Source organism: Nocardia sp. NPDC102475 (assembly GCF_055584605.1).
The window spans coordinates 387,768-402,618 of sequence record NZ_JBVJLS010000002.1 but is presented as its reverse complement, the minus strand read 5'-3'; the positions used below and the strand labels follow the sequence as shown (position 1 = coordinate 402,618).

Annotated in this window: 14 protein-coding genes; 5 read left to right on the top strand and 9 right to left on the bottom strand. The window is 66.2% G+C overall.

Features of this window, described 5'->3' with window-relative positions; all coding sequences use genetic code 11:
* Window positions 1-34: 34 nt before the first annotated feature.
* Window positions 35-973 (top strand): hypothetical protein, encoded by a 939-nt coding sequence (locus ACZ60G_RS05090; protein WP_465807411.1) that lies wholly within the window; start codon window positions 35-37, stop codon window positions 971-973.
* A 21-nt stretch (window positions 974-994) separates the two neighbouring features.
* Here the strand turns inward: ACZ60G_RS05090 and ACZ60G_RS05085 are convergent, their stop codons facing one another.
* The gene (locus ACZ60G_RS05085) at window positions 995-1,462 is read right to left on the bottom strand and encodes a hypothetical protein (protein ID WP_465807410.1); all 468 of its coding nucleotides are present in this window, start codon (window positions 1,460-1,462) and stop codon (window positions 995-997) included.
* A gap of 77 nt (window positions 1,463-1,539) precedes the next feature.
* Complete coding sequence (locus tag ACZ60G_RS05080) at window positions 1,540-1,713, bottom strand: hypothetical protein (protein ID WP_465807409.1); 174 nt, start codon at window positions 1,711-1,713, stop codon at window positions 1,540-1,542.
* Window positions 1,714-1,878: 165 nt separating this feature from the next.
* Here ACZ60G_RS05080 and ACZ60G_RS05075 point away from each other — a divergent pair, with 165 nt between their 5' ends.
* Window positions 1,879-2,178, top strand: a complete 300-nt coding sequence (locus tag ACZ60G_RS05075) for a hypothetical protein (RefSeq protein WP_465807407.1) — start codon at window positions 1,879-1,881, stop codon at window positions 2,176-2,178.
* Between the two features lie 61 nt (window positions 2,179-2,239).
* A complete protein-coding gene (locus ACZ60G_RS05070; RefSeq protein WP_465807406.1) occupies window positions 2,240-4,981 on the top strand; it encodes an ATP-binding protein in 2,742 nt (913 codons plus the stop codon).
* A gap of 300 nt (window positions 4,982-5,281) precedes the next feature.
* Here the strand turns inward: ACZ60G_RS05070 and ACZ60G_RS05065 are convergent, their stop codons facing one another.
* The 7 genes from ACZ60G_RS05065 to ligD all read right to left on the bottom strand — a co-directional run bounded on the left by ACZ60G_RS05065 (window position 5,282) and on the right by ligD (window position 12,859).
* Window positions 5,282-6,052 carry a MerR family transcriptional regulator gene (locus ACZ60G_RS05065; protein WP_063047106.1) on the bottom strand — a complete coding sequence of 257 codons (771 nt, stop codon included), beginning with the start codon at window positions 6,050-6,052 and terminating at the stop codon, window positions 5,282-5,284.
* Window positions 6,053-6,153: 101 nt separating this feature from the next.
* A complete protein-coding gene (locus ACZ60G_RS05060) occupies window positions 6,154-7,677 on the bottom strand; it encodes a flavin-containing monooxygenase (RefSeq protein ID WP_465807626.1) in 1,524 nt (507 codons plus the stop codon).
* A 38-nt stretch (window positions 7,678-7,715) separates the two neighbouring features.
* On the bottom strand, window positions 7,716-8,642 hold the full coding sequence (locus ACZ60G_RS05055; protein WP_433522466.1) for a ferritin-like domain-containing protein: 927 nt from the start codon (window positions 8,640-8,642) through the stop codon (window positions 7,716-7,718).
* 2 nt (window positions 8,643-8,644) lie between these two features.
* Window positions 8,645-9,550 (bottom strand): SDR family NAD(P)-dependent oxidoreductase, encoded by a 906-nt coding sequence (locus ACZ60G_RS05050; RefSeq protein ID WP_465807403.1) that lies wholly within the window; start codon window positions 9,548-9,550, stop codon window positions 8,645-8,647.
* Between the two features lies 1 nt (window position 9,551).
* Window positions 9,552-10,538: an alpha/beta hydrolase gene (locus ACZ60G_RS05045; protein WP_465807401.1), complete on the bottom strand. Its 987-nt coding sequence runs from the start codon at window positions 10,536-10,538 to the stop codon at window positions 9,552-9,554.
* A gap of 208 nt (window positions 10,539-10,746) precedes the next feature.
* A complete protein-coding gene (locus tag ACZ60G_RS05040; protein ID WP_465807400.1) occupies window positions 10,747-11,703 on the bottom strand; it encodes a D-isomer specific 2-hydroxyacid dehydrogenase family protein in 957 nt (318 codons plus the stop codon).
* A 199-nt stretch (window positions 11,704-11,902) separates the two neighbouring features.
* Window positions 11,903-12,859 (bottom strand): non-homologous end-joining DNA ligase, encoded by a 957-nt coding sequence (gene ligD, locus ACZ60G_RS05035; RefSeq protein ID WP_465807398.1) that lies wholly within the window; start codon window positions 12,857-12,859, stop codon window positions 11,903-11,905.
* 112 nt (window positions 12,860-12,971) lie between these two features.
* Between ligD and ACZ60G_RS05030 the strand changes: the two genes are divergently transcribed.
* Together ACZ60G_RS05030 and ACZ60G_RS05025 are read left to right on the top strand one after the other, a co-directional pair.
* Window positions 12,972-13,412, top strand: a complete 441-nt coding sequence (locus ACZ60G_RS05030) for a MarR family winged helix-turn-helix transcriptional regulator (protein WP_465807396.1) — start codon at window positions 12,972-12,974, stop codon at window positions 13,410-13,412.
* Window positions 13,409-14,851 (top strand): MFS transporter, encoded by a 1,443-nt coding sequence (locus tag ACZ60G_RS05025; protein ID WP_465807395.1) that lies wholly within the window; start codon window positions 13,409-13,411, stop codon window positions 14,849-14,851. Before ACZ60G_RS05030 ends, ACZ60G_RS05025 begins: the two co-directional genes overlap by 4 nt.

Sequence of the window (14,851 nt, the reverse complement as noted above, 5' to 3'; positions counted from 1 at the left end):
GCGTACCGAAGCCGAGTGTCGGCGAGGCGCAGGCATGAGCGAGGTCGCCGGCACGTCGTCCTCCGGTTTCCTCGATTCCGTGGTCCGTATCGGCCGCTTCACCGCGGTCATGTACAAACCGCACTACGTCCTGTACGGCGTGCTCTGGGTGCTCGCGTTGGAGGGCACCGCAGCCCTTGTGTCACAACCGGATTCGGCCTGGCATCCGACCGGGTCCACAGTTCTGCGCATTGCCGTAGTCGCGTTCGTCCTGCTGTATCTGCGCATGGTCGACGAGCAGAAGGACCTCGACTACGACCGCGTGCACAACCCGGACCGCCCGTTGGTCACCGGCGCGATCTCCGCCACCGAACTGCGTGCCGCCATGGCCGTCATCGCCGTCGGTGCGATCGCCGCCAGCCTGACGCTCTCGGTGGTCTCCGCGCTCATGATCGCCGCCGTCCTCGCCTACGGCTTGGCGCTGTGGGGTCTCGAGCGCCTATCGGCCACCATTCGAATCGATATTCTGGCGAATCTGGCCGTCACCTATCCGGTTCAACTCCTGGTCACCGCCTACGTCGTCCTGTCGGCCGCGGACACCGGCGAGGTTCGCGCCAGCTGGAAGACCGCGGCCGTGGCCCTGATCTTCGCTGGCGCGTTCTTGCAATTCGAATTCGCCCGCAAGACATCTCGCACGCCGCGCACCGACGAGCACTTCTACTCCAATGCCCTCGGCGCGACCGGTAGCACCGCGTTCGGACTGCTGTGTGCCGCCATCGCCGCCGCCACCGACATCACCCTCGTCCAACCATGGACGCATACATCATGGCAGGCGATAGCCGCCTGGATTCCGTTGGCGCTCTTACTGCTTCCCATTTGGGGAGCATTGAAGTTCGTGCGCGGCAGTAAGCCGGACTATCCGGTGCTCCCGGCCGTCCTGTTCATCTTGACGCTGTACACAGTGCTGATCGTGCAGGCGATCACTCTGACGTAAGCCCGACGCTCGCAGCTGATTTCAGCCGATCGGCAAGCACGCCGACCCGAGATCGATGCCCGTCCCGACGCGCACCACAACCGAGCCCTGCGACTCCGGCGTGTAGTTGCCGCCCACATACTTCGCCCGCACCGTGTGACTGCCGGTCGCGGCGGGCTTCCAATCGACCTGGGCGGTCAACGAAACACCGTTCGACGGCGTCGCCTTGTTCACCGTCGGCGTGACACTTCCGAGGAAGGTGCCGTCATCCCAGAACTCCACGGGCGGAATGTAATTCCCGAGCCCGAGCGAGGAACTTCCGGCCACCGTTGCCTTCACCTGCGCCGTACATCCGGTGGCCGCCTGCCCCGATAGCGTCACCGTGGTGGTGACATCCCCTGGTGCGCCGACGGCGCCGCCGGACGCCAGCAACGACCCGCCTCCCAACGCAACGACTGCGGTGAGAACCGCGAACCCGGACGAGATACGACGAACAGCTGTGACGGCCATGTTGGCTCCTGCACTCGCGAAACTTCGACCGGTCCAGTCTCGACAGAGACTCGCCCTATCGCAAGATCTGAAAGGCCTCAGCCGCCGTAGAGCCGGATGAAATCCTGGGTGGGGTCGACCGCGGGCAACGTGTACGACGAATATGTCGGCTCGACCTGGGCCTCTTCGACGTACCGGTCAGGCTCCTTCGGCAGGTGCCGCCACCGGGCGCGCGGGTCCGCGACTTCGCTCTCGAAAATTTCCGACGCCATGATCGAGCCCTCCCGAATTGTGATACCTACGAGGCTACCTGCGAACGAGGCTACCTGCGAATGAGTAGCTGGAATGAGTAGTTCGGCGGAAGTCGGACCTGCTGGTTCCTTCGTAATCTCGCTGCAACCACCGCAACCGACGGTGGCTCGAAGGCAGGAGAAGCCATGCCCTACATCAACATCACCCGCACGCCCGGAGTGGGGTTGCCGGAATACCAGGCGGTCGTGGCCGAACTCGGCGGTGCGCCGATCGCGGGGCAATTGCTGCATATCGTCGGGGTGTCGGATGGGGCGTTGCACATCGTCGATGTCTGGGAATCGGCGGCCGCGGCCGACCGATATGCGGCCGAACGGCTGTTCCCGGCTTTCGAGCGCGCGGGGGTGCGTCCGGGTCCGGATGCGAGCATCCACGCCTTCGAAGGTGATGTGAGCACCGACGGCCTGACCGAACGCCAGGCGTCCTAGTCGCGATGGCGGGCTCGAGCGCACCACCGCACGGGTAATGTCAACGTCTCGGAGGTGGCGCGTGTCGACCGAGCTGATCGGGCGGGGAGACGAAGTTGCCGATCTGCTCCGCTGGCTCGACGCTGCGGTGAACGGAAATCCGCAGTTGGTCGTGTGTTCCGGCGAGGCGGGTATCGGCAAGACCCGTTTGGTGTCCGAATTGGCCGAGCGCGCGCAGGCGCGGGGTGTACGCACGCTGTGGACTCGGGCGCTGGAAGTGCCCGACGCACCGCCGTTCTGGCTGTGGCGGCAGGCCCTTGCCGATCTACCGGCCGTCGATGTCGCACCGGTCGAGCGCACCGCGCTATTCGAAAGCTTCGCCGAACGTCTCGATGGCACCGCGGCCCTGTTCGTCATCGATGACATCCACTGGGCCGACGAACCGTCGCTGCAGGCGCTGCTGCATCTGATCCGAAATCTACGCGGTAAGCGAATCCTGGTGTGCGCCACCGAACGTGATGCGGTATCCGATGCCGCGACCGGCTGGCGCGCGATCAAACCGGATCTGCTGCGGGAGCCGGTGACCAGGACACTCGGCCTGACCGGTCTGTCGCCGGAGAGTTCGGCACAGTGCCTGCAGGCCGAGGCCGGACGGGTCGTCCCGGATCGGATCACCTTCGACGCCTACACGATGACCGCTGGAAACCCGTTCTACCTGCGCGAACTCGGGCGGTCGCTACAGGAGACGGGTGCGCTGCAACTGCCCGCTACCCTGCGCGAGGTGGTCCGCGGGCGACTGGTGCCGCTCGCGCCGCGCACCCAGGAGTTGCTGCGGGCGTCCTCGATTCTCGGCGAGGAGTTTCCGATCGCGGTGGCGTCGCGGTTGATCGGCAGGCCCGCGCTGGAGTGTCTGGCCGCGGTGGACGAGGCCGTCGCGGCCGGTTTGCTGGTGGTGGGCGCGGAGCCGGGCGCGGTGCGATTCGGACATGCGCTGGTGCGCGCCGCACTGCAGGAAAGTCTGCTGTTGCAGCAGCGGGTGATCCTGCATGCAAGGGCGGCAGAGGCCATCGAGGACCTGTATCCCGATGCGCTGGAACACCATTCGGCGGCACTGGCCCGACATTGGGCGGGTGCGGCGGTGACCGGCGAACACGGTCCCGCGGTGCACTGGGCGCGTCGCGCGGGCGATGCGGCATTGCGGGAATTGGCGTTCGAAGAAGCCGTGCGGCTCTACGGTCTGGCGCTCGACCATGCCGCCGGATCGGCCGCCGCCGATCGCGGCAGATTGCTGCTTGCCCGGGCGACGGCGAGGCTGCGGGCGGGTGATCTGGGTGCGGCCCGCGCGGATTGCGTTGCCGCGCTGACCATCGGCCGTCGCGTCGGCGATGCCACCCTGATCGCGGAGTGCGCGCTGGTGCTAGAGCCGGTCGGCGATCGTGTCTGGGATCGCGACATTCGTGAATGGTGCACGGAAGCACTGGAATTCGACGGATTGTCGGATCTCCTCCGGACGCGGCTGCTGGCGCGCTCGACGGAGGCCTCGGTCTATTTGGGTCTGCTCGACCATGTCGACGAGACGAGCCGCGCCGCACTGCAGCTCGCCGACGCATGCGGCGATCCGGAGGCCGTGGTCGCCGCCTTGCGTGCCCGTCAACTCGCCTGCGCCGCACCGGAACACCGCGTGGAGCGCGCCGAGTTGGCCGCGCGCATGACAGATGCCGGACTGAGCCTGCGCAGCCCATCGATCGAGCTGTGGGGCAGGCTGTGGGCCATCGACTCACACTGGGAGCGTGGCGAACTCGCGGCGATCGGCAGTGAGCTGTCGCGGCTGCGCTGGTGTGTGCGGCATACCGGCGGCCCGATGGCGCGCTGGAATCTGCTGGTGGCCGAGGCGGCCTTGGCACAGGGCCACGGGGATCTGGACGAGGCGCTGCGGCTCGGCGGACAGGCGCGCGAACTGGCCGAATCGATCGGCCATCCGGCGGGTTACGGCGCGTATCGGGCGCTGGTGGGCACCATCGGCCATCACCGCGGCCACCTCGATATCAGCTTCGAATTACCGCCGTTGTCCATGCGCGGCGAGGTCCGCAACGAGATCTTCGCCCGGCTGGGCACGGCATTTCCACTGGTCGAAGACGGTCGCACCGCAGAGGCCGAACCGCTGTATCGCGGGCTCGGTCCGCCCGAAGAGTGGGTGATCCCGCCGTACTTCGTGCTCAACGCGCTGGTGGTCGGCGGATCCGTCGCGCTGGCCCTCCGCTTGGACGAGGACATCCGCTATTTCGCGCGGCGTCTCGCCCCGTATCGCGACGGTCATGCGGTCGGCGGAAGCGGCAACGGACACTACCTCGGCCCGGTGACCCTGTGGCTCGGCAAATTCGCGGCAGCCCTCGGCGATTCGGCCACCGCCGAACAGGAACTCGGCACCGCGCGCAAGATCTGTCGCGAGATCAGCGCCCGCTGCTTCGCCGTGGAGGCCGATTGTGAACTGGCCGACGTCCTGATTCGCCGCGGCGCCATCGAGGACGGCGTAACCATGGCCAAATCCGCACTGCCACTGGCGGAGTCATACGGTATGGCCCCCTGGGTGCAGCGCCTGCGCGCCCTCGCCGCGACACCGCTGAACCGCGCGACGCTCTCCCCACGGGAACGCGAAGTCGCCGCTCTCGTCGCTGCCGGAAAGAGCAACCGCGAAATCGCGACCGCGCTGGTGATATCCGAGCGCACCGCGCAGAACCACGTCCAACACATCCTGACCAAGCTCGGATTCACCAACCGCAGCCAGATCGCGGCCTGGGCGAGCAGGAACCCGGTGCCGAAGTAACGGTTGTGTTGCTATGGGCTCACATGGCGTTGATTTCGCCGGAATTGGGAATCCTTCGTCACACGTCCCGTGAGCGGAATGAGGTGCCACATGAACACAGTGGTATGCGGCGATTGCTGGCGTCGCGAAAACTTGACGTTCGCACAGCGACTGGACCCGGCATTCATCCGGCCCGGATTTGCCTATCTGTGCCCCGAGCACCGAGCCTGTCGAGCCGAAACGCTCGGTCGGCCCGAGCTCGGACAATCGGCGGCGTGAACCCCCGAAACCAACGCGCACCCCAGCGAATTTCGCTGGCGGTCAAGGCGCGTCGGGCAATGAACCGGTACGTCCGCGTTCGCGCTCCGCGGCGGTGGCGAGGTAATCGCCCAACTCGCGGCGCAGCGTGACATCGAGCGACCGGACCAGGGTGGCGTGCACCGAGGCGACGGCCAGTTCGCGCATTTTGTTGAGCATCGTTGTGGTATCGGCGATTTCGCTGCTGGTCTCGGGCAGCCAGCCGGGCCCGTGTTCGTCGACGATGTGCTGTTTGGCGGCCGTGATCATGATGTGGGTGATGTCATCGATGCGGTCGGCGACCTTGGCGTAGATCTCGATCAGCGTGCGCAGTTCCAGGCCGTATTCGTGCAATTCGGCGAATGAGGTGAGCAGTGCGGTATCGGTGAAGGCGACGGTATCGCCCTCGATCCGCACCAGCTTCATCTCCGCGAGCCGGTCGACGAGTTCGTCGGTATCGGTGCCGAGAATGGTCCCGATCAGTTCGCGGGGGACCTCGAAGGTTTCGTCTTTCGCCCAGGGGGCCGTCACCGCGTGCTGCAGGCCGAGCACCTCGGTGAGGTCCTTGCCGGTCTCCCAGCTGGTGATGAAATCGGCGATATGGGCGGTGGTGAAGCCGCGCTGCAGCAGCGCGTCGATGAGTCGCAGCCGCTCCAGATGCGAATCGTCGTAGATGCTGGCGCGCCCGTCCTTGCCGACCGGGGGCGGTAGCAGTCCGCGCTCCTGGTAGGCGCGCACATTCCGGCTCGTGGTGCCCGCGGCGCGGGCGAGATCATCGATCCGGTACTCCGGCACCGATATCACCTCCCATAGCGACTAGGGCACGCTGCACCGGCGGCCGGAACGCGGTCTTCGAACCGACCGAGTCTAGCGTCCCGACTACCGGTGCCCGTCACCTAGGAAACCGCCGCGATCCGCTGCTTCGTCGTGCGCGCGGCGGGTACCACGTGATAATCATCGAGGTTCAGTGTCCGCAGCTGGCCAACGTACTGGGTGGCGAAACCCGGATACATGGTCGCATTGAACCCGTCCTCGGTGAGATACCAACTGCGGCAGCCGGAGTTCCACGTGGTGCTGCCCAGGCGCCGCTGGATCGCCGCGTTGTAGCGGTCCTGCCGGTCCTTGCGCACATCGAGCATGCGCAGATTCCGGTCCAGGATGGTGCCGATGGCGCTCACCAGATAGTCGATCTGGGCCTCCATGTACACCAGCGCCGAATTGTGTCCCGGCCCCGAATTCGGCCCGAAGGTGAAGAACAGATTCGGGTACCCGGAAACCGCGATGCTCTTGTACGCATACGCGCCGTGGTTCCACTCCTCGCCGAGTACCCGCCCGTCCCGGCCGACGACCGGGATGGGCGTGCCCGTCTTGGAGACATCGAATCCGGTGGCGAAGACGATGCAATCAGCTTGGTGCTCAATACCTTCCGCGGTGCGGATGCCGTGTTCGGCGATGCGTGCGATCGGCCAGGTGACCAGCTTGCAGTTGTCGCGTTGCAGGGCTGGGTAGTAGTCGTCGGTCATCAGCAGCCGCTTGCATCCGGCCCGGAAGTCCGGGGTGAGCTGGCGGCGCAACCACGGATCCTTCACCTGCCTGCGCAATTGGGCCCGTCCGACCAGCTCGACCACCCTGGTCAGCGGGGTATTCCAGACCACGCCGAGCGCGACGGATTCGTGCCCGTAGAACCAGGCCAGACGCGAGAGGGATTCGGCGGCGGGCACCCGCCGGTAGAGCTGTTTGGTCAGCGGGGTGGTGCGCCGATTGACCCGAGGCAGCACCCATCCCGGCGTCCGCTGGAACACCTTGACCGAGGCCGCCCGCTCCACCAGCTCCGGAATGATCTGCACCGCACTGGCCCCGGTACCGACGACCGCCACCTTCTTCCCGGTGAAGTCGTAGTCGTGATCCCAACGGGCACTGTGGATCTTGTGCCCCCGGTAGTCTTCGATGCCTGGAATGTTCGGCAGACTCGCATTGGCTAATGGCCCGGAGGCCAATACGACCGCTCTGGCGCGGATGGCCTCCGCGCGGTCCTCGATCGTGATGTGCCAGACCCCGGTGTCCTCGTCGAACGCGATTCCGGCGACGTTGTGGCCGAAGCGGAAGTGCTCGTGTAGTCCGAACTTCGCGGCCATCGACTCGATATAGCCGAGGATTTCGCTGCTGCCGGAGTAGGTGTGCGACCAATTCGGGTTCGGCGCGAAACTGTAGGAGTACAGCCGCGACGGAATATCGCACGCCGCACCGGGGTAGGTGTTGTCTCGCCAGGTCCCGCCGATCGCGGTGCCGCGTTCGAAGATCGCGAAATCGCCGATTCCCTTTTGCTTCAGGCGAATCGCGGCGCCGATACCGGCAAAACCACCGCCGATAATGGCGACATCCAAGGTTTGCCCACCCGTCGCCCGGCCGCCGCCCCTCATCGAATCGCTGCGCGATGCTGTATTCATCTCGTCCTTCGTCATGCCGCGGGCTCGTAGGTGAGTTCCTTGGACCAGGTCGGCTGCGGGCGCAGTAGCCGCTTCGGCACCCGGGCGGTGATCTTGACCAGCGCGTCGGCCAGCAGGTGGTAGGGGTGGCCGCGGTTGATCACCCAGCCGCCGTGCATCTTCACGATCTGATACATCGGCAGCCTGCGCGCGAATTCACTGCGCTCGCCGACATTCGCGTAACGCTTCAGCGCCGCGTACAACTTCTCCTCGTCGACGCCCATCTCGACGATGTTGTCGCGCATCTTGTTCAGCAGCGGCACATAGCTCAGCACACCGATGATGAACGTCGGCTTGGCCCATCCGCCGACCAGATCGATGAGCAGCTTGCGCATCTGTGCGTGACCGAGCAGATCCATCACCGCGAAATCCACGGCCAGATGCCGGGATTCGTCGGCATTGATCTTCTTGAAGGCCTCCTGGCAGATCGGATCCTCGATCTCGTCCATGATGAACTTGATCAGCGCACCATCGAGGGCGACCTCCAGCATCGGAATCACCGTGCCCAGGAACGACAGCGACATATCGTCGGAGTACTGGTCCAGGAAGTCGATGACCAGCTTGACGTTCACATTCGGCTGCGGAATCTCATCGCCGTCGAGCATGCCCCAGCGCCGCATCAGCGCGAGTTCGGCATTGGCGTGCTTCTGCTCCTCGGCGTGGAAGTAGCGGTAGATCTCGCGCAGCGTCTCGGTCGGCGCCTTCTTCGCCATGGCGGCGAAGCCGCGCGCGCCGACATTCTCGATCCACATCAGATCGGCCATGAACGGCTTGAGTTTCGCGTGCAGTTCGGGCGAAATTGTCTCTGCGCCGGGGGCATCCCAGTCGATATCGGCCAGCGCCCATTGGCGATCCTTGATTTTGCGGAGCATATCGTCGAAGTCCATACCGTTGGCCATGATCAGACTCCCGTCTTATCGGAGACCGGGGACCGGTCCGAGGTGGTCGAGTTCTCCTGTGGCAGCAGCCGATCCAGGAGTCCGAGGGCATAGGTGTACTGCGCGGGGAAGTAGCGCTTGAGCAGCCAGATGAGGTGCGCGTCCAGTTGTGGCAGCACATACAGTTGCCCGCGGTCGTGGGCGTCGAGGGTGGTGCGCGCGACGCTGTCGGGGGAGAAGCCGGTCAGGCGCATGAGGGTGTCGGCCAATCGGGCCGATTGCGGTGTAATGCGGCCGTCGCGAGCCACATTCGTCTTGACGAAGGTCGGGCACAGCACGGTGATCGCTACGCCGGTGCCGCTCATCTCGGCGGCCATGGTCTCCGAAAGCGAAAGCACCGCGGCCTTGGACGCGTTGTAGACCGCCATCGATGGTGCGGCGGCGAAGGCGGCCGCGGAGGCGACATTGATGATGCCGCCACGGGAGGCGGCGCGCAGTTGCGGTGCGAAGATCTCGCATCCGTGCACCACACCCCACAGGTTGATGCCGAGCGCCCACTCCCAGTCGTCGAAACCGATTTCACCGACGGGCTTTCCGCCGATGCCGACTCCGGCATTGTTGACCACCAGCGTGACCGGGCGTTCGAACAGCGATTCGGCGAAGCGCGCAAGCACTTCCACCTCTTCGCGGCGCGAAACATCGCAGCGGAACGCATGCGCGGCACCCGGATGGCTGCGCTCGATGAGGGCGACGGTCTCATCGGCGCGGGATTCATCGATATCGGCGCAGATCACTTGTCCACCGCGTTCTGCGATTTCGAGTGCGAAGGCCCGGCCGATGCCGCTGCCCGCGCCGGTCACCACCGCGCGGGCGCCGTGGCTGCGCCGCGGTCGGATACCGATCGGAATGAGCCTTTCCAGTCCGAACATCTCAGCTCACCTTCTTCGTGACGGTCTGGGAAATCAGTGCGGTACGCAGGAATTCGGCGGCCCGGTCCAATGCCCTGTCCGCCTCCGGCACCAGCAGCGGCAGCGCCTGGAAGACGTGCACCTGGCCCGGCCAGATCTCGAGTGCGCAGTCGCCGCCCGCATCGCGCACCATCGCGTGCAGGTGTCGAGCGTCGGCGCAGAGCATTTCGGCGCCGCCCGCCTGGATCAGCAGCGGCGGCATGACCATGCCCGGCGGAATTCGTAGCCGCAGGCGCGGTGCGTCGGTGGGCAGGTCGCGGGTGTAGGCGTGCGGGAGCCGACCGGCCGCGCGGGCCGAGATGACCGGATCCCGTTGCCGCCGTTCCTGTTCGGCGGCCAAACCGAGGGTGAGATCGATCAGCGGGGAGAACATCGCGACGGCGGCGGGTTGCGGCCGGGCGTGGCGGGCGTTCTCGATCAGCAGATCCAATGCCAGATGCCCACCCGCGGAGTCGCAGGCGATCACCAGGTCTTCTGCGGCGAAACCGCGGTCGAGCAGCCAGCGGTATCCGGCCTCGACATCATCGGCGGCGGCCGGAAACCGATGCTCCGGCGCGAGCCGGTAGTCGGTGAGGAAGACCGGCAGTCCGGTCTTCCTGGACAGTTGCGCGGCCAAGCCGCGGTGCGTGCGGGCCGAGCAGAGGACGTAGCCGCTGCCGTGAATGTAGTAGATGGCGCGCTGTCCGAAGTCCACGCCGGGTGCGCGGACCCATTCGCCGCGGACAGCGCCGGACCGGACCTGGACGACGGATATATCACGCGGGGTCGGACCCGCCGTGGCCATGATCGTCGCGATCAGCTTGCGTGCGAACCAGACTCCCGGTGCGTTCATGGGTACCGCATTGTTCAGCGGCCGCAGCCCGATCTCGCATGCCGCGGCAGCGAGTCTGGACCGTGCCGACGGCACCGTCGGAACGCCGGGGACCGAGGTCCTCGTTGACCTTGTCATGACCTAAGCGTCAGGCATGAATGTGCCAGTTGTCAATGGCACATTTAAAACAGGCTGTTTACGGCGCGGCCATTATGAGCCAGGTCTCGATCAAGTCCGAGGGAATGCGGCGCTGACCGTCAGCCTTCGCGGCAGGGTCCTGAAGCGCGCCGCGGTGGATCACCAGTGCGCGTAGCCGAAGCCGGCACCGACCCGGGGCCTGGGTGGGTCAGTAACCCCGTTCGGTATCGATCGGAGCGAGCAGATCGCGCCCGGTGATGAAGCGCTGCACATTCGCCCCGACATGGTCCGCGAAAGCCGCGAGTCGCAGCTGCGGGGGATTCGAATCATGCGGTGTGACAATGGCATTCGGCAGCACCCAGAGCGGGTGGCCGTCCGGCAGCGGTTCGGGATCGGTGACATCGAGACCGGCGCCGCCGATCGCGCCGGAGGCCAGTGCGGCCACCAGTGCGTCGGTATCGATGAGGCTGCCGCGCGCCACATTGATCACCCAGGAAGACGGCTTCAGCCGGGCCAGTTCCTCGGCTCCGACCAGGTGTTTCGTCTCGGGCGTCGCCGGGGCGGCGATCACCACGTGATCGGTGCGCGGCCAGATGCGGGCGAGATGTTCGGCCGGAAGGGTCTCGACCGTGTCCGGAATGCCGGGACCGGTCACCGGGCGACCGGAACGATTGACGGCGACGATGTGCGCGCCGAGCGGGACGAGCATGGGAATCAGAGCGCGCCCGATCCCGCCCGCGCCGACAATGGTCACCGTCTTGCCGTGCAGTGTGCCGACATGCGGGAAGAAATCGTACTGTCGCCAACTCCCCGCCCGCAGGTGCTCCGGCAGATAGCGCACCCCCGCGAGCAGCAGCATCAGTGCGTGCTCGGCCACACTCGCGGCGAAAGCGCCTGCGGCGGAAGTGAATCGAACCTCCGGATGCCGAGCGAGAATGCCCGCGGTGAACCAGTCCTCGACACCGGCCGCGGGCAACTGCACCCATTCGACGGACGGCGGCAACTCGTCCGGGAATTCGCCTGGCCCGCCCGCCCAGATCAAGGCGCGAGCCTGCGGCAGATCCGCGACGGTCGCGCCGCCTTCTACGACGGCCTTGCGCAGCAGCGTCGGCGCGGGCGTCGACGGGCCGATCGCGACCGGCACCGGAACCTCGGCGGGGCTCATGACGACCTCCTGTCGCGGCAAAACCACTGGCACGGCGCCCGCGGCTGTCTCCGAAGCGAACCGTAGCACCGGTGCCCTTTGTCCGGTTCCAGCCGCCACCCTGCGTGACGATCGTTCCCTCCAGCTGACAACAAAGCAGCCTGTCAACCGCGCACCCGCGTATCGGGTGTGTTGCCGCGACAAACGGTTGTGTGGGCGGTCAGTCCTCGTCGAGGTCGACGTCCAGATTGTCGCGTTCGGCCCACTCCAGCAGTTGGTCGATGCGGAACACCGCCTCGTCGATGCCCTCGTGCAGATCGCCGAATTCGGCGAAGCGGGCGGGGACCGTCTTCATGGTGAAGTCGCGCGGGTCGACGTCGGGTATCTCGTCCCAGCGGATAGGCGTCGAGACGGTCGCCTCCGGGACGCCGCGCACCGAATAGGCGGCGGCGATGGTGTGGTCGCGGGCGTTCTGGTTGTAGTCGACGAACAACAGTTTCGGATCGCGGTCCTTGCGCCACCAGGTGGTGGTCGCATCGTCGGGTGCGCGGCGCTCGACCTCGTGCGCGAAGGCCAGTGCCGCGCGGCGAACTTCGGTGAAGCCCCACTCCGGCGCGATGCGTACATAGATGTGCATGCCCTTGCCGCCGGAGGTTTTCGGCCAGCCGACCGCGCCCAGCTCGTCGAGTACTTCCCGCGCGACGCCCGCGACTCGCTGCACCCGCGACCACGGGCAATCCGGCATCGGGTCCAGGTCGATGCGCCATTCGTCGGGGCGCTCGGTGTCATCGCGGCGCGAGTTCCACGGATGGAATTCGACCGTGGACATCTGCACCGCCCAGATGACATCGGCCAGCTTGTCCACGCAGAGTTCATCCGCATGTCGGCTGTAGCGCGGAAAGAAGACGCGCACGGTGGGAATCCAGTCCGGCGCGCCGGCGGGCAGCCGCTTCTGATGCACCTTGTCGCCCGCGAGCCCCTTGGGGAACCGGTGCAGCATGCACGGCCTATCCCGCAGCGCACGGACGATGCCGTCCCCGACGCTCAGGTAGTACTCCACCAGGTCGAGCTTGGTCGCGCCGGACTCCGGGAAGTAGATCCGGTCCGGGTTGGAGATGCGGACGGTGCGGTCGCCGACATCGAGTTCGACAGCGGGCGACGCGGACTTACTGGCCACCTGTCCGACGATAACGGCTCGGTGGGTCCGCCGCCCGCATCCCGCGTGATATGCAGCCAAACTTGGCAGTTAAAACTGTACAGTTGAGACTGAATAAATTAGAGTCGATGGCATGGACGAGAAGATCTCCGAATCGGCCGTCCGAGCCGCGAGTGAGGTGCGGGTTGTCGTCGGCAGGCTGCGGCGACGCCTGCGTGAACTGGCCGCCGATGACGACCTCACCCCATCGCAGGCGGCGGTACTGAGTCGCTTGGATCGGGACGGCGCGGCATCCACCAGTGATCTGGCGGCGGCCGAACGGGTGCGGCCGCAGTCGATGGCGATGACCGTCGCGGCGCTGGATCGCTACGGATTCGTGGAGCGCCGTCCGGATCCCACGGACGGGCGCAGGCAATTGCTGTCCCTGACTGCTGCGGGGCGCGAGCGACTGAAGGGCGACCGGCAGGTGCGTCAGGAGTGGTTGGCGCGCACGCTGCACGAGCGGTACACGGAGGCGCAGCGGCGCACCATCCTCGAGGCGCTCGCACTGCTCGACGATGTGGCGCAATCATGACGGCCGTCGAAGAGCGCTCCGAATCATCCACTGATGTAAGGGGATTCGATCGCAGGCTGATCGCGCCGATGATTCTCGGCTCGATTCTGAATCCGATCAACTCCTCGATGCTGGCGGTGGCCCTGGTGCCCATCGGCAAGGCCTTCGGCGCCCCGCCATCGGAAACCATCTGGCTGGTGTCGGCGCTGTATCTGGCCACCGCGGTCGGGCAGCCGGTGGTCGGGCGGCTCGTCGACCGATACGGGCCGCGCACGCTCTATCTGCTCGGTACGGCTTTGGTCGGTATCGCGGGCATACTCGGTGCCTTCGCACCGGGGCTCGGTGCCCTGATCCTGTCCAGAGTACTGCTCGGCTTCGGCACCTCGGCGGCGTATCCGGCCTCGATGTTCTTGTTGCGCAGCGAATCCGAGCGCACCGGGTCGCAGAGCCCGGCCGGGGTGCTCGCCATGTTGTCGATCGCCAATCAGGTGATGGCGGTGGTCGGGCCGACGCTGGGTGGGGCGCTGATCGGTGTCGGCGGTTGGCATCTGATCTTCACCGTCAATGTGCCGTTATCGCTGGCCTGTCTGGTGCTCGGGCGGATGAGTTTGCCCGAGTTGGCCGAGCTGCCCGCCAGCGTGCGGGCACGGCAGGGCGGTGGCGTGGATATCACCGGCATGGGGTTGTTCGCGGGAACTCTGGTCGCCTCGATGCTGTTTCTGATGAAACCGGCTGTCGCGCACTGGTATCTGCTCGTGCTCGCCGGTGTGGTGGGTATCGCATTCGTGCTGCGGGAGTTGCGCGCCGGCCAGCCGTTCATCGATCTGCGAGTGCTCGGCGGCAATGCGCCGTTGCTGGCCACCTATGGCCGTCAGGTGCTCGCGTTCGTCACGGCTTATGCCTTCCTGTACGGATTTACGCAATGGCTGGAGGAGGGACGGTCGCTGAGCGCGTCCGTGGCCGGACTGGTGCTTTTGCCGATGTCGTTGAGCGCCATCGCGATTACCGCGATCACCGGGCGGCGTCGCCAGGCGCGCGGCAAGCTGGTCGCCGGTGGTCTACTACAGGTCGCGGCGTGTGCGTGCCTGCTGTTACTCGGTCCGCACACCGGGATCTGGCTGCTCGTGGTGGTCGGTGTGCTGAGCGGTCTGCCGCAGGGACTCAACGGACTCGCCAATCAGAACGCCCTGTACCACCAGGCCGATCCGGCGCGGATGGCGTCGTCGGCCGGATTATTGCGCACCGGAACGTATCTCGGTGCGCTGATCGCGGCGGCGGCAAATGCCGCGGTATTCCCGCACGTCGCGGACAGTGCCGGAGTGCACGAGCTGGCACTGTTGCTGCTCGTCGTCTCGGTGCTGCTGGTCATCGTCACGCTCGCCGACCGCTCGCTCGCGCGGGTGGGACGCGCTGCGCCTGATCTTCTTATGTCTCAAGATAATTCAGCTCAGAAAGGGTAA

What these genes read in the sequence shown, in the direction of transcription:
- ACZ60G_RS05055 (WP_433522466.1), bottom strand. Translation starts at nt 8,642, where the DNA reads ATGGCCAACGGTATGGACTTCGACGATATGCTCCGCAAAATCAAGGAT.
- ACZ60G_RS05030 (WP_465807396.1), top strand. Translation starts at nt 12,972, where the DNA reads ATGGACGAGAAGATCTCCGAATCGGCCGTCCGAGCCGCGAGTGAGGTG.
- ACZ60G_RS05025 (WP_465807395.1), top strand. Translation starts at nt 13,409, where the DNA reads ATGACGGCCGTCGAAGAGCGCTCCGAATCATCCACTGATGTAAGGGGA.
- ACZ60G_RS05080 (WP_465807409.1), bottom strand. Translation starts at nt 1,713, where the DNA reads ATGGCGTCGGAAATTTTCGAGAGCGAAGTCGCGGACCCGCGCGCCCGG.
- ACZ60G_RS05045 (WP_465807401.1), bottom strand. Translation starts at nt 10,538, where the DNA reads ATGACAAGGTCAACGAGGACCTCGGTCCCCGGCGTTCCGACGGTGCCG.
- ACZ60G_RS05050 (WP_465807403.1), bottom strand. Translation starts at nt 9,550, where the DNA reads ATGTTCGGACTGGAAAGGCTCATTCCGATCGGTATCCGACCGCGGCGC.
- ACZ60G_RS05040 (WP_465807400.1), bottom strand. Translation starts at nt 11,703, where the DNA reads ATGAGCCCCGCCGAGGTTCCGGTGCCGGTCGCGATCGGCCCGTCGACG.
- ACZ60G_RS05075 (WP_465807407.1), top strand. Translation starts at nt 1,879, where the DNA reads ATGCCCTACATCAACATCACCCGCACGCCCGGAGTGGGGTTGCCGGAA.
- ACZ60G_RS05090 (WP_465807411.1), top strand. Translation starts at nt 35, where the DNA reads ATGAGCGAGGTCGCCGGCACGTCGTCCTCCGGTTTCCTCGATTCCGTG.
- ACZ60G_RS05085 (WP_465807410.1), bottom strand. Translation starts at nt 1,462, where the DNA reads ATGGCCGTCACAGCTGTTCGTCGTATCTCGTCCGGGTTCGCGGTTCTC.
- ACZ60G_RS05060 (WP_465807626.1), bottom strand. Translation starts at nt 7,677, where the DNA reads ATGAGGGGCGGCGGCCGGGCGACGGGTGGGCAAACCTTGGATGTCGCC.